Origin of the sequence: Skermanella mucosa (genome assembly GCF_016765655.2) — a bacterium.
GTDB lineage: Bacteria > Pseudomonadota > Alphaproteobacteria > Azospirillales > Azospirillaceae > Skermanella > Skermanella mucosa.
The window spans coordinates 243237-261854 of sequence record NZ_CP086108.1; the positions used below are offsets into that span (position 1 = coordinate 243237).

The 18618-nt window shown below is 68.6% G+C and carries 16 protein-coding genes; 14 read left to right on the forward strand and 2 right to left on the reverse strand.

Features of this window, described 5'->3' with window-relative positions:
• Nucleotides 1-178: 178 nt before the first annotated feature.
• The 4 genes from JL100_RS34080 to JL100_RS34095 all read left to right on the forward strand — a co-directional run bounded on the left by JL100_RS34080 (nt 179) and on the right by JL100_RS34095 (nt 4589).
• Nucleotides 179-1216, forward strand: coding sequence for an Rpn family recombination-promoting nuclease/putative transposase (locus JL100_RS34080; protein ID WP_202683068.1), 1038 nt, complete (start codon nt 179-181; stop codon nt 1214-1216).
• A gap of 204 nt (nt 1217-1420) precedes the next feature.
• A complete protein-coding gene (locus tag JL100_RS34085; RefSeq protein WP_228421704.1) occupies nt 1421-2185 on the forward strand; it encodes a terminase small subunit in 765 nt (254 codons plus the stop codon).
• A gap of 147 nt (nt 2186-2332) precedes the next feature.
• Nucleotides 2333-3697, forward strand: coding sequence for an IS701 family transposase (locus JL100_RS34090; protein WP_228420846.1), 1365 nt, complete (start codon nt 2333-2335; stop codon nt 3695-3697).
• Nucleotides 3698-3950: 253 nt separating this feature from the next.
• Nucleotides 3951-4589: a hypothetical protein gene (locus tag JL100_RS34095; RefSeq protein ID WP_202685371.1), complete on the forward strand. Its 639-nt coding sequence runs from the start codon at nt 3951-3953 to the stop codon at nt 4587-4589.
• Nucleotides 4590-4633: 44 nt separating this feature from the next.
• Here JL100_RS34095 and JL100_RS34100 read toward each other — a convergent pair whose 3' ends face one another.
• Nucleotides 4634-5302 (reverse strand): hypothetical protein, encoded by a 669-nt coding sequence (locus JL100_RS34100; RefSeq protein ID WP_228421705.1) that lies wholly within the window; start codon nt 5300-5302, stop codon nt 4634-4636.
• A 229-nt stretch (nt 5303-5531) separates the two neighbouring features.
• Here JL100_RS34100 and JL100_RS34105 point away from each other — a divergent pair, with 229 nt between their 5' ends.
• From JL100_RS34105 to ybaK, 3 genes are all read left to right on the forward strand, one after another.
• A complete protein-coding gene (locus JL100_RS34105; RefSeq protein WP_202685370.1) occupies nt 5532-6056 on the forward strand; it encodes an HlyD family efflux transporter periplasmic adaptor subunit in 525 nt (174 codons plus the stop codon).
• Between the two features lie 87 nt (nt 6057-6143).
• On the forward strand, nt 6144-9356 hold the full coding sequence (locus JL100_RS34110) for a peptidase domain-containing ABC transporter (RefSeq protein WP_202685369.1): 3213 nt from the start codon (nt 6144-6146) through the stop codon (nt 9354-9356).
• 71 nt (nt 9357-9427) lie between these two features.
• Nucleotides 9428-9925, forward strand: coding sequence for a Cys-tRNA(Pro) deacylase (gene ybaK, locus JL100_RS34115; protein WP_202685368.1), 498 nt, complete (start codon nt 9428-9430; stop codon nt 9923-9925).
• A gap of 156 nt (nt 9926-10081) precedes the next feature.
• Here ybaK and JL100_RS34120 read toward each other — a convergent pair whose 3' ends face one another.
• Nucleotides 10082-10801 carry a GntR family transcriptional regulator gene (locus JL100_RS34120; RefSeq protein WP_202685367.1) on the reverse strand — a complete coding sequence of 240 codons (720 nt, stop codon included), beginning with the start codon at nt 10799-10801 and terminating at the stop codon, nt 10082-10084.
• A 141-nt stretch (nt 10802-10942) separates the two neighbouring features.
• Between JL100_RS34120 and JL100_RS34125 the strand changes: the two genes are divergently transcribed.
• From JL100_RS34125 to JL100_RS34155, 7 genes are all read left to right on the forward strand, one after another.
• Nucleotides 10943-12388, forward strand: a complete 1446-nt coding sequence (locus JL100_RS34125) for a mannitol dehydrogenase family protein (RefSeq protein ID WP_202685366.1) — start codon at nt 10943-10945, stop codon at nt 12386-12388.
• A 20-nt stretch (nt 12389-12408) separates the two neighbouring features.
• Nucleotides 12409-13605, forward strand: a complete 1197-nt coding sequence (uxuA, locus tag JL100_RS34130; protein ID WP_202685365.1) for a mannonate dehydratase — start codon at nt 12409-12411, stop codon at nt 13603-13605.
• Between the two features lie 125 nt (nt 13606-13730).
• Nucleotides 13731-14456, forward strand: a complete 726-nt coding sequence (locus JL100_RS34135) for a FadR/GntR family transcriptional regulator (protein ID WP_202685364.1) — start codon at nt 13731-13733, stop codon at nt 14454-14456.
• A 50-nt stretch (nt 14457-14506) separates the two neighbouring features.
• Nucleotides 14507-15478, forward strand: coding sequence for a sialic acid TRAP transporter substrate-binding protein SiaP (locus JL100_RS34140; RefSeq protein WP_202685363.1), 972 nt, complete (start codon nt 14507-14509; stop codon nt 15476-15478).
• Nucleotides 15479-15575: 97 nt separating this feature from the next.
• Nucleotides 15576-16157, forward strand: a complete 582-nt coding sequence (locus JL100_RS34145; RefSeq protein ID WP_202685362.1) for a TRAP transporter small permease — start codon at nt 15576-15578, stop codon at nt 16155-16157.
• Nucleotides 16158-16161: 4 nt separating this feature from the next.
• Entirely contained in the window at nt 16162-17568 is a 1407-nt protein-coding gene (locus JL100_RS34150; protein ID WP_202685361.1) for a TRAP transporter large permease, read from the forward strand.
• Nucleotides 17565-18614: an L-idonate 5-dehydrogenase gene (locus JL100_RS34155; RefSeq protein WP_202685360.1), complete on the forward strand. Its 1050-nt coding sequence runs from the start codon at nt 17565-17567 to the stop codon at nt 18612-18614. Before JL100_RS34150 ends, JL100_RS34155 begins: the two co-directional genes overlap by 4 nt.
• Nucleotides 18615-18618: the final 4 nt, after the last annotated feature.

Here is an 18618-nt window from a genome sequence, read left to right on the forward strand (position 1 = left end):
CCGCCGAACGCCTGGAACGCCTCGTGACGGAAAGGTTCGGGCGCGAACCGTACCCGGAGGAGAATGCCGTCCGAAACCCCGGCCGGGTCAGAAGGTCGCGGCGGCCGTCCGACCCTTGCCGATGGTTGCGAAAGTATGCTGTTGTTCGCGCGACACCCCTCGACCGGCGCCCGCGACCATGCAAGCCTCCGACTCCCTGTACCACCGCCTGTTCTCCGACCCGGTGATGATCGAGCAGCTCGTGCGCGGCTTCCTGCCCGCCGGGATCGCCGCCCTGCTGGACTTCACCCGGCTGGAACGGGTCAACGCCAAGTTCCACGCCGCCTGGGGCGACCGGCGCGAGGGCGACGTGATCTGGCGCGTGCCGACCCTGGCGGGAGAGATGGTCCACATCTACCTGCTGCTGGAGTTCCAGGCGACCCCGGAGCGGTTCATGCCGGTGCGGGTGCAGGTCTATTCCGGCCTGCTCTGGCAGCAGATCATCGACGGGCGCGCCCTGGCGCCGGGCGGCCGGCTGCCGCCGCTGCTGCCGATCGTGCTCTATGCCGGCGAGGCCCGCTGGAACAGCCCCGCCGCCACGACCGACCTCGTGGCCCTGCCGGAGGACTCGCCGCTCTGGCCTTGGCAGCCGCAGGTCCGCTATCATCTGATCGACGAGAAGCGGCTGCGCGCCGAGGACCTCGCCCGGCACGACAGCCTGGTGGCGCTGCTGTTCCGGATCGAGATCTGCGACCGGCCGGAGGACCTGCCCGGCTTGGTCGCCCAGGCGGTGGCCTGGTTCAAGGACCATCCGGGCCACGCGACGCTGCGGCTGGCGTTCGGCGATCTGGTGGCGCACGCGGTCGCGGGTCTGGTCGGCGGCTCACAGGCCACGATGGTGCCGATGGATATCGAGGAGGTTCAGGGCATGCTGGCGGAACGCATCAAGAAGTGGGAAGAGGAACTCATCGCCAAGGGCAAGGCCGAAGGCATCGCCGAGGGCGAGGCCAAAGGCATTGCCCAGGGCGAGGTCAGGGGCGAGGCCAAGGGCAGGGCCGCCCTGCTCAAGCGCCAGTTCACCCGACGCTTCGGTGTCCTGCCGGCGGATGTGGAACGGTTGATCGATACCGCGACGCCGGATCAACACGACGCCTACATGGACCGCCTGATGGACGCCCGCGCACCGGAAGACGCTTTCCCCGACCTCCTCCGCCCCGGAGCCGGCGTTCAACATTAGGTCGGCCTTCGCCCGTCAGGGCGAACGCCGACACCCTGCACCGGCGCTCCGCCACGCTTTCGGCGTGAGCCGGCGCCCGAGGCCGGCATGCGACGACTGCCACCCATCGGCGCCGCACCCGCCTCACCACCAGGGCGCTTGAAAAATTTCCGATCATAGGATAAAAAGCCGTTATCGATCCTATGCAATCGAAGGCGCACCCCGATGACCGCAGCGGCCTCCCCGTCCCCCTCCATGTCCCGCCTCACGCCGCGTCAGGAGGAGTTCTGCCAGGCCATGTCCATCGCCGGCGTCGGCGGGGCGGAGGCGGCGCGGCGTGCCGGTTACTCGCCCAACGGCGCGAAGCAGCGCGGCGCCTTCCTGATGCGCCAGCCGGAAATCCGCCTGCGCATCGACGCCATCCGGGCATCGCGCTGCAAGCTGCACCAGTCCCGGCTCGACGAGGCGGAAGGCCAGATCGCGGCCATCATCGACATGGCGCTGGAATCCAAACGCCCGGCCCTGGCGCTCCGCGCCGTCGAACTGCGCCTCAGGCTGTGCGGCGTGATCCAGGACAAGCGTATCGCCCACCACTATCACGGCTGCCTCGACGGCGCCGCCCACCCCGACGCCGATCTCGAAAGCCTCGCCGCCGACCCGCAGGAGGAGTTGGACTTCCTGCGCACCTTCCCCGCCGCGGTTCCAGCCGCCGGGCCGGCCGCCGCTCCCGCCGGGGCGGATGACGCCGGAATGACCAAGGATGACCTCGACTTTGGCCATCCTAAATGGGACTTTGATCAGGCCCTGATCCAGAAGAAGGGTTCCTCGGCGATGAAGTCGAGGGCGTCATCAAGGGGCATGATGGCGCCGAAGGGACCGGCGGGTCCCCAGGCGTCGCGTCGCCACCAGAGGACCTCGACCTCGTCGTCCTCGCCGGTCGGGCACAGGCGGGCGACCGGCGCGCCGGTGCGGGTGCTGACCAGCGAGTAGCCGTGACCGGCGCGCCGGGCGCGGACGCCACCTTGCGGCCAGGGGTGGGCGTGGATGCGCTGGAGCACGGGGTCGGTCTTGGCGGCCATGGCGATCTCCGCGGGGCGGGACTGTTGGGTCCAACACTCCAACCGCCCGGAGGGGACCATGGACCGCCCTGACCCGCCGCTGCCCGAGGCGTTCTGCCGCTGGCTCGCCCCGGCGCTCGCTGTGTTCTCGCCGACCTGCCGGCCCCAGGCCGCCGCGCTGGCGGTCGGCGCCCTGCTGGCGCTTGGCCCGCGCACCGTGGCCGGCGCGCTACGCGCGCTCGGCCTGGCCGGACGGGCCGATTTCGCCACCTTCCACCGGGTGCTCAGCCGCGACGTGTGGTCCGGGCTGGCGCTGGCCCGGCGGCTCACCCGGGCGCTGGTGCGCGTGTTCGCCCCGCTCGGCCCGGTGGTGGTCGGGCTCGACCACACCCTGGAGCGCCGGCGCGGTCCCCGGGTCCGGCCGGCGGCACACTACTACGACCCGGTGCGCTCCTCGCGCGGGCGCAAGGTCACCAGCCGCGGCCTGCGCTGGGTCTCGGCCATGCTGCTGGCCGAGGTGCCGTTCGCCCGCAAGGTCTGGGCGCTGCCGATGCTCAGCGCGCTGGCGCCGAGCCAAGCCTTCTGCCAGGCCGAGGGCCGGCGATACCGGCCGGTCACGGCGTGGGCGCTCAGCCTGCTGCGCCTGGTGCGGCGCTGGCTGCCGGGGCGCGCCATGGTCGCGGTGATGGACGGCGAGTTCGCCTCGGTCGGCCTGCTGCGCGAGTTGGGCCGCGCAATGACCGTGGTGACCCGGCTCCGCCTGGACGCCCGGCTGTTCGACTTCCCGGCCCCGCGCCCGCCCGGCCGGGGCGGTCGGCCCGCCACCAAGGGCAAGGCCCAAACCAAGCTGGCCAAGCGGCGGCACGACGCGGGCGAGCCCTGGCAGCGCTTCGCCCTGCTGGTCCGCACCGGGCGTCGCCACGCGCGGGAGGCGGAGTTCATCTCCGGCACCGCGCTGTGGCACCACCCGGGGGAGCCGCCGGTCGCGGTCCGCTGGATCCTGGTGCGCTATCCCGGGTCCAAGCGCGACCCCGACGCGTTGGCGTGCACCGACTTGACGGCCGACCCGCTGGTCATCCTCGGCTGGTTCTCCAGGCGCTGGCTGATGGAACTCACCTATGAAGAGGCGCGCGCCCACCTCGGCGTCGAGACCCAGCGCCAGCACGCCGACAAGGCGGTGTTCCGCACCACCCCGGTGCTGTTCGGCCTGTACTCGCTGGTCGCGCTCCATGTCCAGGCCTTCGCCGGCCAACTCGACCTGACCCCGCGCCGGGCGGCCTGGTACCCCAAGACCGCCCCGACCTTCGCCGACGCCCTGGCTGCCGTACGCATCGCCCTGTGGACCGACCTGAATTTCGTCACAGCCCTGGATCCCGGCGAAACCGTCCAAATTCCTCGCACCGTCTACGTCAGGCTCGTCCAGGCCGCCGCTTATGCCCCCTGACCTATCAAAACCAATCCGAAGCCGCTCGTAGTCCCATTTAGGATGGCCAAAGTCGAGATGACCTTTCCGACGAACCGGCGCCGGCCGAAGCCGCTCCCACGCCACCCGCTCCCCGGAAACCCGTGGCCCGCCATCCCGTCCCGGATGACCCCATGATGACCGCCAGTGACCTTCCCGCGGTTTCGCACAGGATGACCTTCCCGCCGACCCGGGCCGCCGCCGGCCCCGCAAGCCCCTGAGTCCGGAGACACCGATGACCCTGGACACTCCGGAACCGCCCCCCGACCCCGACCGCCTGCGCCATCCCCGGCACGAGCTCTTCGCCCTGCATCACGCGCGCGGCGCCGGTCTGGCCGCGGCGGTCCGGCTCGCGGGATATTCGCCCCAAGGCGCCCGCCAGCGCGGCTGCATCCTGATGACCTGCGCCACCATCCGCCGCCGGGTCGAGGAGCACCGCGCCCGATACATGGCGGAGCGCGCCCGCCATGTCGCCCGCGCCCTGGACCGCCTGGACCGCATCGCCGAAATCGCGCTGGAGTCCGGCCGCCCGGCCACCGCCCTCCAGGCGACCCGCCTCCAGCTCAAGCTGGCCGGCGTGGTCCGCGACCGCGACATCATGCTCTACCGGCCGTCGCCCGACGACGACCTCGCCCCCGTCATCTTCGACCCGCGCGAGGACGAGGACCCGCCCTTCCCCGCCGAGGTCAATCCGTCCGGCCGGGCCACCCGCCCCGACGGCCCCGAACACCTCTATGCCGAAGAGATCTGGGCCGGCTTCCAGCCGCCGCCCGCCACCAAGCCCGCCGTACCGCCCGCCACCACGCCCGCCGCGCCGGAAGACCAGGCCGACGCGCCGCCCGCCGCCCCGTCCCGGCCACCGCTGCTGCATTGACCGTCCCGGCCGCCGGTTAATCATATTTTAGAGGTAATGTTCCATTATCCCCTGCCGCCCGCCGGCAGCGTCAGGAAGCAGGGAAGATTCCGGAACAGCCGATGGCCACCAAGAAAAGCCGGCCCGTCAAGATCGACACGATCGCGTCGGGCAAGCTGCGGCATCCGATCCAGGCCGGCAACCTGCTCAATTCGGCGCCGAACGTGATCATGCACGGGCCGGTCTACCTGATGGTGGTCTCGGCCTTCGCGATGCTGGTCTATTCCCTGTTCGCCTCCAAGGACATACTGGTGATGGCACCGCTGACGCTCCAGCGCCAGGCGGTGTCGATCCAGGCGGTCGGCGGCGGCCTGATCGAGGCGCTGGAGGTCGGCCCGAATTCCCCCCTGTCCGCCGGGCGACCCGATCGTCACGATCCAGGAGAAGATCCGCGCCGCCTCCACCCCCGAGCAGGAGGCGATCCAGCGCCAGATCGACGACCTCCAGATCCAGGAGCGGGAATCGCTGAAGGAGTACGAGTTCCGCTCCAACCAGCTGGAGCTGGACCGGCGCAACCTGTCGCAGCGCCGCTCGACCGAGCAGGCGGCGATCGACAACCGCATCCGCCAGATCGAGATCCAGGTCCAGACCGCCCAGCGCACCCGCGCCGGGATCGAGGAGGACCTGAGCAACGCGCGCCACGACCTTTCCGGCAAGCAGGAGCTGTTCGCCAACCGCGACATCCCTCAGATCGATCTCCAGCGCGCCCAGAACCGGGTCAGCGACCTCCAACGCGCCGCCAACAACGCGGAGGCCGAGATCCAGAACGTCCGCCTCGCGCTGGAGACCGCCCGGGGCGAGCGCCGCCAGATCGCCGAGACCTATTCCCAGGAACGGCTCGACAACGAGATCCAGAACGTCCGGCAGGCCCGCGAGCGGGACCAGAAGCTGATCGCCGAGAAGGTGCTGGAACTGAACAACCGGCTGCTCCAGTCGCGCACGCTGGTCCCCGGCGTCCGCTACGAGGGCGACAAGGCCTATTACGCCAGCCTGGAGGACGGGATCGTCACCGCGGTCCATGTCCAGCGCGGCGTGATCGTCAATGCCGGCACGCCGATGATCACCATGGTCCGCAACACGGCCCCGCTGGAAGCCCAGGTGTTCGTCCAGAACCGCGACATCGGCAAGATACGGCGCGGCCAGAAGGTGCAGGTCAAGTATTTCGCCTATCCCTACCAGGAATACGGCATCCAGGACGGCGTGATCGCCGACATCGGGACCCGCCCCGGCGCCGAGCCGGAGAACCGGTCCCGCTACCTCGTCACCGTGGCGCTGGAGCGCGAGACGATCGCCGCCCGCGCCGGCACGCCCAAGGCGCTGGAGATCGGCCTGGAAGGCGTGGCCGAGATCAAGACCGGCGAGAAGCGCTTCATCGAGCTGTTCTTCGCCCCCGCCTCCCGCTTCTTCCAGGGGCAGGAGGAGGAATGAACTCGTCTCCCCCCGCCACCCCGGGACACTGACCCAAGGCACCGAGACCCAAGGCACCGACCCAAGGCACCGACCCAAGGCACCGAAATGGACACGATCGAGACCGTCAGGAACACCGCAGCACTCGAAGCGATCCGCTCCGTGCTCCAGACCCATGTCCTGTTCAACGTGCTGCCGGGCGCCGAGAAGCGCGCGATCGAGCTGCTGCTGGAGGTGCGCCAGATCCCGGCCGGCAAGCGCCTGTTCACCCAGGGCGCCAATGCCGACGGCATGTACGTGATCCACGACGGCACCGCGCGCCTGAAGGAGAATACCGGCACCAAGCTGGTCAGCGTCGGCCTGATCGAGCCGGGCGCCACCATCGGCCAGACCTCCCTGCTGGAGGAGACCAAATGGCCGCACCACGTGATCGCCGAGACGCCGCTGACGCTGGTCTGCCTGCGCGCCGACCGCGCCCGGCTGCTGATCGCCGAGAGCCGGGTGGTGGACGAGCATTTCCGCCGCTATGTCGGCCTGGTGGAGGTCGGCGAGCGGCTCCGCGCCATGCTCGGCAACGCGACCTATTCGGCGGAGGAATTCTCCGACCTGCTGTCCAAGATGGGCGTCAAGCTGATCCGGGCGGACAGCGCGGTCTTCACCCAGGGCGACCACGACCCGCGCCTCTATTTCATCGAGAGCGGCGCCGTCGAGCTGATCCGCGCCCCGATCTCCGGCGACCCGATCTCCCTGTCGCGCTGCGGCCGGGGCACCCTGATCGGCGAGACCGGCGCGCTGCCCCGCCGCTCGCCCAAGGGGGCCGCCAGCGGCATCCAGACCTATACCGCCCGGGCGCTGACCGACGTGACCGTGCTGGTGATCTACCAGCAGACGGTCGAGCGCATCCTGTCGCTCAACCCCGAGCTTCGCCAGCGCCTCTCCGAGCGCGCCCGCGACATCGAGCAGATCGAGGCCGACGAGATCGCGGCGCGCAAGCGGGCGGAGGGCGTGGACCTCCGCATCAAGCTGGCCGAGGGCATGTCGGAGGACGAGTTCCGCGCCTCCGTCAAGGCGAAGGAGGCGACCAAGCTGGCGGTGATCCGCCAGAACACCCAGGCCGACAGCGCCGCCGCCTGCCTCGCCATGGTGATGGGCCATTACGGCCGCAAGTTCACCCTCGGTCAGATGCAGGAGGTCACCGGCCTCAACACGCCGGAGACCAACCCCGACGAGATCATCCGCGGCGCCGAGACGCTGGGCTTCCGCGCCAAGGGCTACTCGCTGACCTATGCCGACCTGAAGGGGCTGAAGCTGCCCGCCATCATCGGCTGGCAGGGCTACCACTGGATCGTGCTGGTCAAGGCCGGAGACCGGGAGGTGGAGGTCGCCGACCCCGCCAAGGGCCTGGCCAGGATCAAGCGGGACGAGTTCATCGCGTCCTGGACGGCGGCCGACGTGGCCGGCGTGCTCGACCGGCGGCCCGACGCCGGCGTGCTGATCGCGCTGGAGCCGACGGTCAAGTTCGAGAAGGAGGAGGAGGCCAAGTCCTCCGTCCGCCACTTCATCAACTACATCATGCCGTACAAGAAATATTACGGCGAGGCGATCCTGGCGGCGGTCGTGATCAACATCCTGGGCCTCGCCTCGCCGCTGTTCGTCCAGACCATCGTGGACAACGTCGTGGTCCACCACGATGTCGGCCTGCTCAACATGATGCTGGGCGGCATGGTGCTGGTGGCGGTGCTGACCACGGCCATGTCGGTGGTCCAGAGCCTGCTGCTGGCCCACACCACCTCCCGGCTCGACATGCGGCTGATGTCGGAGTTCTACCGGCACGTGCTCAGCCTGCCGATGGACTTCTTCCTGACCAAGAACAAGGGCGAGATCCTGGCCCGCTTCGGCGAGAACCAGAAGATCCGCGCGATCCTGACCGGCTCGACCATCACGGTGCTGATGAACACGCTGATGATCGTGCTCTATTTCCTGATGATGTTCGCCTACTCGGTGCCGCTCAGCGTGATCGTGGTGATCTTCATCCCGATCTATATCGGCATCGTCGTGTACTTCACGCCCAAGATCAAGGCGATCGCCCAGGAGATCTTCATCACCAACTCGCAGTCCCAGTCCTACCTGATCGAGAGCCTGAACGGCATCGAGGCGCTGAAGGCGACCAGCAACGAATACTTCGCCCGCGCCCGGTGGGAGAACGCCTTCGTCGAGAACGTCAACCGGAGCTTCCGCCAGCAGAAGCTCAGCCTGATGTCCAACAGCCTGTTCAAGCTCGCCACGCTGGCGTCGAGCATCGCCGTGCTGTGGATCGGCGCCACCCAGGTGATGAGCGGGGAAATGAGTATCGGCGAGCTGATGGGCTTCAACATGCTGATGGGCCTGGTCACCGGCCCGGTCACCCAGATGGTCAACCTGTGGAACGAGCTTCAGGAGGTCCGCATCGCGATCGACCGCGTCGGCGACGTGCTGAACGTGAAGTCGGAGCACGTGACCGTCTCCGCCCCGGACAAGATCCAGACCCAGGTCCGCAACCTGGAGGGCGAGATCAAGTTCGAGCAGGTCAATTTCAGCTACAACACCAACGACCAGAAGCGGTCGGTCATGCACGGCTTCGACCTGACCATCCATCCGGGCGAGCACGTCGCCTTCGTCGGCCCGTCGGGCTGCGGCAAGAGCACGATCGCCAAGATGGTGCTGGGCTTCTACAAGCCGGCCTCCGGCGACCTGATGATCGACGGCAAGGACATCCGGACCATGGACCTCAACTCGCTGCGCCGGAACATCGGCGTGGTGCTCCAGGACACCTTCATCTTCGGCGGCACCGTGGCCGAGAACATCGCGCTCGGCGACCCGGAGCCGGACATGCAGGCGGTGCAGGAGGCGGCGAAGCTGGCGGGGTCCGAGGACTTCATCATCAACTTCCCCCTGGGCTACCAGACCCGGATCGGCGAGAAGGGCATGGGCCTGTCGGGCGGCCAGCGCCAGCGCATCGGCATCGCCCGCGCCCTCTACCGCCGGCCCAAGATCATGATCTTCGACGAGGCGACCAGCGCGCTCGACAACGAGTCCGAGGCCCGCATCACCCAGGAGCTGAAAGGCGTCCTGGTCAACCGCACCTCGATCACCATCGCCCACCGCCTGACCACCGTGATGGACAGCGACCGCATCTGCTTCATCAAGGACGGCAAGGTCCAGGAACAAGGTTCCCACACCCAGCTCACCGATCCCGAATTCCTCAAGGAGAACGGCTACACCGGCCTCTACTACCAGCTCGCCCGGACCCAGTTCGACCTGCCCCCGCTGGAGCTGAAATGAGCCGTATTGTCGGGCCGGTCCGCCGGGGATAAGAATGCCGCTTCACCGTTCGGCAGTACGGAGAGACGGGCGTGTCCAGGCGGACTCCGGCGACGATGGCTCTGGAAAAGGCGAAGAAGCCGTTCGAGCTCCTGCAGTACGACTACGACCCCGAAGCCCCGTCGATCGGCCTCCAGGCCGCCCAGGCGCTCGGGCTGCCGCCCTCGGCGGTGTTCAAGACCCTGATGGTGATGGCGCAGGACGAGCCCTGCATCGGCATCATCCCGTCGGACCAGGAGCTCAGCCTCAAGGCGATCGCCGCCGCGGCGGGCCGCAAGTCCGCCGCCATGATGCGCCCCACGGACGCCGAGCGGATCAGCGGCTACCATGTCGGCGGCATCAGCCCGCTGGGCCAGAAGAAGCGCCTGCGCTGCTTCCTCGACGCCTCGGCGATGGGCCTGCCCTTCCTGGTCGTCAACGGCGGCCAGCGCGGCCTTCAGATCAAGCTCGCCCCCGCCGATCTGGTCGCCGCCACCTCGGCGGTGGTCGCCGCCCTCGCGGCGGGCGGCCAAGGCGCAGTTTCGGATTGAATTCCTAAGCTCGATCCGGTACACGTATCCCCGGCATCAAGCATGGATTCCGCGTCCCTCACGTAGTCCCTCAAGTAGGTCGGCCTTCGCCCGAAGGGCGAACGCCGACAGCAGACTCCAACGTCCCCGTATGGTGTCGGCCCTAATCACGACAATTCACGACATCTGCGGCCCCGGCAGGGGGATGGCGGCGTCGCGCTCGAAGAAGTCGGGGAAGCGTTCGGCCAGTTCGGGCAGCGAGGTCAGGATCTCGCGCAGGTGCAGCCGCATCGCCGCTTCCGCCCGGTCGGCGTCACGGGCGGCGATCCAGTCCACCACGGCCTCGTGCTGCGCGATCAGCCGGTCCACCGGGGTCGCGTGGGGCACGCTGAGATAGCGGACGCGGTCCATCTGGGCCTTCGTCTCCTCGACCACCCGCCAGGCATAGTCGCAGCCGACGCCCATCGCGATGCCGCGGTGGAACGCCTCGTCCAGGTCCATGAAGCGGACCGGGTCGAGGGAATCGGCGGCGTCGCGCTGGGCGTCCAGGATGGAACGCAACGCGGCGATCCCGTCGGCCGGCATCTCGGCGCAGGCCCGGCGGACCACGGCCAGTTCGACGGCTTCCCGTACGAACCGGGCATCGAACACCTGCTTCATGGAGATCTTGACGATGAAGGTTCCCCGCTGCGGCCGGATGGTCACCAGCCCGGCCTCGCTCAGCTTGATGAAGGCCTCGCGCACCGGCTGCCGGCTGACGCCCAGCCGCGTCGCGATCTCCTGCTCCGACAGGGCTTGGCCCGGCTGGAAAGCCATGGTCACGATCGCGTTCCGCACCTCGCGGAACACCCGCCGGGCGACCGGCTCCGCCGAACTCGCCTCGATCCTCTCCAGCATCGCCGCCCCTCCCCGTTCCCGTAGCGCCAGTATCGCCGCCGCCGGGCCGCTTCCTCAATACAAGAAGCTTGCGGCGGATAAACTTGCATACTACCATACCAGTCAAGAACGAAAGAACGGCATTTCCCGGGGGAGGACTTCATGACCCGCCGTCTCGATGGTCGGACGCTGGAAACTCTGGGCGCGGAGGTCGAGCGGCCCCGCCATCCCCGAACCTCACTGCAAACCGGCATCGTCCATATGGGCCTGGGAGCCTTCCACCGCGCCCACCAGGCCGTCTATACCGAGGACGCGCTGAACCGCCGGCCGGGTCCCTGGGGGATCTGCGGCGTGTCCCTGCGCAGTCCGGACACCCGCGACGCCCTGGCTCCCCAGGACAATCTTTATACGGTGGCCGTCCGCGACGCCTCCGGCCAGCGGCTCCGCGTGGTCGGTTCGCTGACCGAGACGCTGGTGGCGCCCGAAAACCCCGCGGCGGTGCTCGACCGCCTGACCCGCCCGGAAGTCCGCATCGTCACGATCACCGTGACCGAGAAGGGCTATTGCCACGACCCGGCGACCGGCGCCTTGAACGAGCGGCACCCCGACATCGTCCACGACCTGGGCAATCCCGACCGGCCGCGCACCCTGGCGGGCTTCCTGGTGGAGGCGCTGGACCGCCGCCGGCGGGCCGGAACCGATCCGTTCACCGTGCTGTCGTGCGACAACCTGCCCGGCAACGGCCACGTGGCCGCCGGCATCCTGCGCCGCTTCGCCGAACTGCGCGATCCCGAGCTGGGCCGCTGGGTGGCCGACCGGGTCGCCTGCCCCAGCAGCATGGTCGACCGCATCGTTCCGGCCACCACCGACGAGGACCGCGCCGGCGTGTCCGCCGCCCTGGGCGCGGAGGATGCCTGGCCGGTCATGGCTGAGCCGTTCAGCCAGTGGGTGATCGAGGACGATTTCCCGACCGGCCGCCCGGCCTGGGAGCTGGAAGGCGCCGAACTGGTCGCCGACGTGCGCCCGTACGAGTTCATGAAGCTCCGTCTGCTCAACGGCAGCCATTCCTGCATCGCCTACCTGGGCTATCTGGCCGGTCACGCCACCGTGTCGGACGCCATGGGAGACCCGCATTTCGCCCGCTTCGTCCGCGAGTTGATGGACGAGGAGGTCACGCCGACCCTCGACGTGCCGCCCGGCGCCGACCTGTCCCGCTACAAGGCGGCCCTGCTGGAACGATTCGCCAACCCGGCCCTCAAGCACCGGACATGGCAGATCGCGATGGACGGCTCGCAGAAGCTGCCCCAGCGGCTGCTCGGCACGATCCGCGCCCGGCTCGCCGCCGGCCAGCCGTTCGACCGGCTGGCGCTCGGCGTCGCCGCCTGGATGCGCTATGTCGGCGGCCGGGACGAGGCCGGGCAGCCGATCGACGTGCGCGACCCGCTGGCCGACCGCCTGGCCGCCACGCCCGCCCCTGCCCTGTTCGGCGTGCGCGAGGTGTTCGGCGACGACCTCGCCGGCAACCCCGCCTTCACCACCGCCGTGACGCGCGCCTACGACCGCTTGGTGGCGGTCGGCGCCCGCGAAGCGATCCAGACAATCCGCTGAATTCCGGGAGAGAACAGACAATGGAACAGACCTGGCGCTGGTTCGGACCGGAGGACGCCATCCGCCTGCCGCATGTCCGGCAGGCCGGCGCCTCCGGGATCGTGACCGCCCTTCACCACATCCCCTACGGCGTCGTCTGGACGGTCGAGGAGATCGAGAAGCGCAAGGCCATGATCGCGGAGGATGCGTCCCTGGGCCTGCGCTGGAGCGTGGTGGAAAGCCTGCCCGTGTCGGAGCCGATCAAGCTGGGCGAAGGCGACCTGGAGCCGCTGTTCGACAATTACCGCCAGTCGCTCCGCAACCTGGCGGCCTGCGGCATCACCACCGTCTGCTACAACTTCATGCCGGTGCTGGACTGGACGCGCACCCAGCTCGCGCATCCCCTGCCCGGGGGCGGACGGGCGCTGCGCTTCAATGCGCACGAGTACGCGGCCTTCGACTGCTTCATCCTGGAGCGGCCGGGCGCCGAGGACGAGCACGCCCCCGACGTGATGGCCCGGGCGCGGGAGTGGTTCGACCGGGCGTCGGAGGACGACAAGCGCCGGCTCCTGGCCAACATCATGGCCGGCCTGCCCGGCGCCTTCGACCGCTACGACGCGCCGGGGCTGCGGCGCATGCTCGACCGCTACAAGGGCATGACCCGCGACGGCCTGCGCGAGACCCTGGCGCGCTTCCTGCGGGAGGTGATCCCGACCGCGGAGGAAGTCGGCATCCGCATGTGCATCCATCCCGACGACCCGCCGCGCCCGCTGCTCGGGCTGCCGCGTGTCGTGGGCAGCGCCGACGACCTCGCCTTCATCGTCGGCGCCGTTCCGTCCGACGCCAACGGCATCACCTTCTGCACCGGCTCGCTCGGCGCCGGGGTGGACAACGACGTGCCGGCCCTGGCCAAGCAGTTCGCCGGGCACATAAAGTTCGCCCACCTGCGCAACGTCGCCAAGGAACCTGACGGGTCGTTCATGGAAGCCGACCATCTCGGCGGCGACGTGGACATGGTGTCGGTCGTGACCACGCTGCTGGAGGAGCAGAAGCGCCGCCTCGATGCCGGCCGGGCCGACTGGCGCATTCCGTTCCGCCCGGACCATGGGCACGAGCTCCTTGACGACATCGGCAAGCCGACCCACCCGGGCTATCCCATGATCGGGCGGCTGCGCGGCCTCGCCGAGATCCGCGGCATCATGACGGCGGTCTCGGCCCTGCGCCAGCTCCCGGTCTGAAGGCGTACTCCCTCGTCGCGCGCTTGACAGGGCAGGCGGATGGCCGGATCATGCGGGTCAATTGGTCAGACCAAATGACCTGACAAGTTCCCGGCCAGCCGGGGCCTCGGGGGAGGGTTCGCCGCATGCCGATCGAGACGATAGAACCGCGCCGGCTCTACCGGCAGGTCGCCGACCACCTGAAGGAACTGATCGACCGGGGCGAGTACAAGGTCGGCGAACGGCTGCCGACAGAGCGCGAACTGTCGGACAAGCTCGGCATCTCGCGGCCGACCGTCCGGGAAGCCCTGATCGCCCTCGAAGTCGAAAAGCGCGTCCGCATCCGGGTCGGCTCGGGCATCTACGTGACCGAGCCGCCCGAGGCGCCGTCCCACCTGCCACCGCTGACCGTCCCCGTGGAGGGTCCGTTCGAGCTGCTGCGCGCCCGCGCCTTCATCGAGGGCGCCATCGCGGCGGAAGCCGCGACCCACGCCGGCAGTTCCGACATCGAGACGATGGACCGCCTGCTGGCGGCGATGGAACGGGCCGGCGGCTCGGACAACGCGGAGATCATCGCGCTGGACCGCCAGTTCCACCAGGCGATCGCGGCCACGGTCGGCAACGCGGTGATCCTGCGCTTCGTCGGGGACCTGTTCGACCAGCGCATCAACCCGTATTTCCAGCGCCTGTCGCGCTATTTCGAAACACCCGATACCTGGCGGGCCGCGATCGACGAGCACCGCGCGATCCGCGACGCCATCGTCGCGCGCGACCCGCACCAGGCCCGCGAGGCGATGCGGCACCATCTCCAGCAGTCGCAAAGCCGCTTCTCCGCGAGCTTCGAGGAGGAGGAGATCCCGTCCGGCGCCTAGCAGCCGGCACGGCGTACAGAGTTCAGCACCCCAGGGGAGGAAAAGAGAAGATGTTGAAGACATACGCCGCCGCTTTCACGGCGGTCATGGCGCTCGCCGTCACGGCGCCGGCCCAAGCCCAGACCAACCTGAAATGGGGCCACGCCTACGAGACGTCCGAGCCGTTCCACACGGAATCGGTCTGGGCGGCGCAGGAGATCGAGAAGCGCACCGACGGGCGCTACAAGATCACCGTGTTCCCGGCCTCGCAGCTCGGCAAGGAAACCGACCTCAACCAGGGCCTGACCCTGGGCAGCGTCGACATGATCGTTTCCGGCTCCAGCTTCGCGGCGCGGGCCTATCCGCCGATCGGCGTCACCTACTACCCCTATGTCTTCCGGGATCCGGAGCACCTGATCGCCTATACCAAGAGCGACGTGTTCAAGGACCTGGCGGCAGGCTACGAGAAGGCTTCCGGCCACCACATCCTGGCCGTGACCTACTACGGCACCCGCCACACCACCGCCAACAAGCCGATCAAGACCTGCGAGGACATGCGCGGCCTTAAGATCCGCGTGCCCGACGTGCCGGCATACTTGGCGATGCCGCGCGCCTGCGGCGCCAACACGGCGCCGATCGCCTTCGCCGAGGTCTACCTGGCGCTCCAGAACGGCACCGTGGACGCCCAGGAGAACCCGCTGACGACCATCGAGGCGAAGAAGTTCTTCGAGGTTCAGAAGCACATCATCCTGACCGGCCACATCACCGACCACGTCAACACGACGATCGCCGGCCGGCGCTGGGCCAAGCTGTCGGACGAGGACAAGAAGATCTTCACCGAGGTCACCCAGGAAGCGGCGGCGCGGGCCACCAAGATCGTGCAGGACCGCGAGGCTGAACTGGTCCAGACCTTCAAGGACCGCGGCCTGACCGTGGAGGAGGTGGACAAGGCCGCCTTCGAAAAGGTCGTGCGCGCCAATGTCCCGCTGGAGGACTTCAAGTACCGCCAGGAAGACTACGACCGCATCCAGGCCGTCAAGTAAGGCATCCCGGCACCGGCGCCGGCGGGGACCCGTTCCCCGGCGGCGCCGGTGCCACCCTTGAATCCCGAGAGGTCGAGTTCCGAAAGGTCATCAGGACGTGTCGCAGCATCCTCCATCCAACGTCGCCGCCACCGCCGACGAGATCGCCCACGCCTTCGAGGAGGAGGTGGAGGTGGTCGACCTGTCCAGCTACTCGGTCGAGGACTGGATCACCCAGGTCATGTTCTGGGCCATGGCGGTAGCGGTCTTCATCCAGTTCTTCACCCGCTACGTCCTCAACGACAGCCTCGCCTGGACCGAGGAGGTCGCGATCAACTTCCTGGTCGGCGTCGTCTTCTTCGGGTCGATCATGTGCGTGCGGCAGTCGCGGCACATCCAGGTGGACGTCCTTTACCATTACATCCCGTCGGGGCTGGCGCGCGTGCTGTCGCTGTTCGTGGACATCGTCCGGATCGCCTTCTTCGGCTACGGGGCCTATCTGGTCTGGAAATACTCCTCCCTGATCAGCGAGGAGCGCATGACCATGATCGACCTGCCGAAATCCATCGTCTTCTACACCGTCATGGCCGGCTTCGCCCTGATGTGCCTGCGCGCCGTCCAGGTGATGATCGAGAACCTGCGCCGCGGATATTCGGTGCTGGAACGTCCCGACGCCTTCATGCCGCCGACGGGGGATTGAGGCCATGACCCTGCTGATCGTCTCCTTTCTCGTCCTCATGATCGTGGGCATCCCCGTCGCCGTCTCCATGGCGGTGGCGTCCCTGCTCTACCTGGTGGTCTACGACGTGGCGCCCGACGTGATCGTGGCCCAGCGCATGATCGCCGGCGTCGAGAGCTTCCCGCTGCTCGCGGTCCCCTTCTTCATCCTGGCCGGCAACCTGATGAACATCGCCGGCGTGACCGGCCGGATCTACAGCTTCGCGGTGGCATTGGTCGGCTGGATGAAGGGCGGCCTGGCCCAGGTCAACATCATCGGCTCGGTGATCTTCTCCGGCATGTCGGGCACCGCGCTGGCCGATGCCGCCGGCATCGGCACCATCGAGATCAAGGCCATGAAGGACCATGGCTATCCGGTGGAGGCCGCGGTCGGCGTCACGGCGGCCTCGGCGACGCTCGGGCCGATCTTCCCGCCGTCCCTGCCCTTCGTGATCTACGGCATGATGGCGAACGTGTCGATCGGCGCGCTGTTCCTGGCGGGGATCGTCCCGGGCGTGGTCATGACGCTGCTGATGATGGTCACCGTGGCGCTGATCGCGCACAAGCGCGGCTGGGGATCCGACACCGGGTTCGAGTGGAACCGGCTGGCGGAGGCCGGGCTCGAGGTTATCATCGTCCTGACCTTCCCGATGGTGGTCTACGGCCTGATCTGGGCCGGGCTGTCAGTCAACGTGGCCCTGATAATCTCCTTCGCGGTCCTGATCGCGCTGGACTGGTATTTCGACTGGTCGGCCGTGATGGCGCTGATGACCCCGATCATCCTGATCGGCGGCATGACCATGGGCTGGTTCACCCCGACCGAGGCGGCGGTCGCTGCGGTGATCTGGTCGCTGTTCCTCGGCTTGGTGCGCTACCGGACCATGACCTTCCGCACCCTGGCGAAGGCCGGCTTCGACACGATCGAGACGACGGCGTCGGTCCTGTTCATCGTGACGGCCGCCTCCATCTTCGCCTGGTTGCTGACCGTGGGCGAGGCGGCCCAGGGCCTGTCCGACCTGATCCTGAGCATCACCGACAACAAGTGGGTCTTCCTGATCCTGGTCAACATCCTGGTGCTGATCGTCGGCTGCTTTCTGGACACCATCGCCGCGATCACCATCCTGGTACCGATCCTGCTGCCGATCGTCCTGAAGTTCGAGATCGACCCGGTCCATTTCGGCGTGATCATGACGCTGAACCTGATGATCGGGCTGCTCCACCCGCCGCTGGGCATGGTGCTGTTCGTGCTGTCCCGCGTCGCCAAGCTGTCGGTCGAGCGGACCACCATGGCCATCCTGCCCTGGCTGGTGCCGCTGTTCATAGCGCTCCTGATGATCACCTTCATGCCGTTCATCACCCTGTGGCTTCCCCAGACGATGGGATTGATCCGATGACCGCATCCGCCTTCGCCGCAACCCTGTACGGCCCCGAGGACCTGAGGATGGTCGAGCGTCCGCTCGACCGCCTGGACCCCGGGATGGTCCGCGTCCGCTTCGGCGCGGGCGGGATCTGCGGTTCCGACATGCATTATTACCGCCACGCGCGGACCGGCGACTTCGTCGTGACCTCCCCCCTGGTGCTGGGGCACGAGGTCGCGGGCGAGATCGTCGAGGTCGGCGCGGGCGTGGCCGGGCTGGCCGTGGGCGACCATGTCGCGGTCAACCCGTCGCGCTGGTGCGGCACCTGCGTCCGCTGCCGGGAAGGCCGCGAGAACCTGTGCGAGAACATCTACTTCATGGGCTCCGCGTCCAAGACGCCGCACATGCAGGGCGGCTTCGCCAGCCTGTTCGACGCGACGGCCGCCCAGTGCGTCAAGGTCCCGAAGGAGCTGCCCTTCGCCGCTGCGGCCCTGGCGGAGCCGCTGGCCGTCTGCCTGCACGCGGTCGCCCGCGCGGGGGAGATGGACGGCCGCCGGGCGATCCTGTTCGGTGCCGGACCGATCGGCCTGCTGACCATGCTGTGCGCCAAGCTGGCGGGCGCCTCGGAAGTGGCGGTAGTCGATGTCGCCGCGGCCCCCCTCGCCTTCGCCGAGCGGCTCGGCGCCGACCATGTGGTCGATGTCTCCGGCGGCGACGAGGGCCTGCGCGACCTGTCGGCGCGGCGTTCCTTCGATGTCGCCTTCGAGGTGTCGGGAACCCCTGCGGGCCTAGCCTCCGCGATCGCCAGCGTGCGGCGGGGCGGCACGGTGGTCCAGATCGGCAACCTCGCCGGCGGCATGCTGCCGGTCCCGGCGAATGCCGTCATGTCGAAGGAGCTGGACTTGAAGGGGTCGTTCCGGTTCGGCGCCGAATACGTGCGGGCGGTCTCGCTGATCGTTTCGGGCGGCGTGGACGTGATGAAGCTGGTGACGGCGGAGCGGCCGCTGGCCGATGCGCCCGAAGCCTTTCTCCTGGCGCTCGACCGCTCCCGGAGCGTCAAGGTCGTGCTGACCGCCTCCTGACGAA

What these genes read in the sequence shown, in the direction of transcription:
- JL100_RS34080 (WP_202683068.1), top strand. Translation starts at nt 179, where the DNA reads ATGCAAGCCTCCGACTCCCTGTACCACCGCCTGTTCTCCGACCCGGTG.
- JL100_RS34085 (WP_228421704.1), top strand. Translation starts at nt 1,421, where the DNA reads ATGACCGCAGCGGCCTCCCCGTCCCCCTCCATGTCCCGCCTCACGCCG.
- JL100_RS34090 (WP_228420846.1), top strand. Translation starts at nt 2,333, where the DNA reads ATGGACCGCCCTGACCCGCCGCTGCCCGAGGCGTTCTGCCGCTGGCTC.
- JL100_RS34095 (WP_202685371.1), top strand. Translation starts at nt 3,951, where the DNA reads ATGACCCTGGACACTCCGGAACCGCCCCCCGACCCCGACCGCCTGCGC.
- JL100_RS34110 (WP_202685369.1), top strand. Translation starts at nt 6,144, where the DNA reads ATGGACACGATCGAGACCGTCAGGAACACCGCAGCACTCGAAGCGATC.
- JL100_RS34120 (WP_202685367.1), bottom strand. Translation starts at nt 10,801, where the DNA reads ATGCTGGAGAGGATCGAGGCGAGTTCGGCGGAGCCGGTCGCCCGGCGG.
- JL100_RS34125 (WP_202685366.1), top strand. Translation starts at nt 10,943, where the DNA reads ATGACCCGCCGTCTCGATGGTCGGACGCTGGAAACTCTGGGCGCGGAG.
- uxuA (WP_202685365.1), top strand. Translation starts at nt 12,409, where the DNA reads ATGGAACAGACCTGGCGCTGGTTCGGACCGGAGGACGCCATCCGCCTG.
- JL100_RS34135 (WP_202685364.1), top strand. Translation starts at nt 13,731, where the DNA reads ATGCCGATCGAGACGATAGAACCGCGCCGGCTCTACCGGCAGGTCGCC.
- JL100_RS34140 (WP_202685363.1), top strand. Translation starts at nt 14,507, where the DNA reads ATGTTGAAGACATACGCCGCCGCTTTCACGGCGGTCATGGCGCTCGCC.
- JL100_RS34150 (WP_202685361.1), top strand. Translation starts at nt 16,162, where the DNA reads ATGACCCTGCTGATCGTCTCCTTTCTCGTCCTCATGATCGTGGGCATC.
- JL100_RS34155 (WP_202685360.1), top strand. Translation starts at nt 17,565, where the DNA reads ATGACCGCATCCGCCTTCGCCGCAACCCTGTACGGCCCCGAGGACCTG.